The organism is Curtobacterium sp. HSID17257 (genome assembly GCF_003989515.1).
Lineage (GTDB): Bacteria > Actinomycetota > Actinomycetes > Actinomycetales > Microbacteriaceae > Curtobacterium.
The window spans coordinates 1-385 of the sequence record NZ_RBLU01000252.1 but is presented as its reverse complement, the minus strand read 5'-3'; the positions used below and the strand labels follow the sequence as shown (position 1 = coordinate 385).

Below are 385 nucleotides of genomic sequence, written 5' to 3'. Positions count from 1 at the left end.
GTCGTCGTACGGTTCGTCGTCGAGCGGGTAGTCGTCGACCGGCAGGTCGTCACGAGCCGACGGCGTCGGGGACTGCTCCGGTGTCGTCGACTGCTCCGGTGCCGTCGTCCCCGCGGGTGCCGTGTCCGCCGCGCCGGCGGTCGGCTGCTCGCTCGTCCGCGGACGTGCCGCCGCGCAGGACGGCTGCGGGCCTTGCCCGGGGCCGGGCGGGACCGCCCGGCCGACGGAGGAGGGCCCGGGATCGGGGAACGGCGATCGGTCGTCGTACGGTTCGTCGTCGAGCGGGTAGTCGTCGACCGGCAGGTCGTCACGAGCCGACGGCGTCGGGGACTGCTCCGGTGTCGTCGACTGCTCCGGTGCCGTCGTCCCCGCGGGTGCCGTGTCC

Annotated in this window: 1 pseudogene; it reads right to left on the bottom strand. The window is 75.6% G+C overall.

Annotated features, from left to right (window positions below):
• A pseudogene (locus D8M35_RS16770) lies at positions 1 to 385 on the bottom strand (hypothetical protein); the annotation flags it as partial.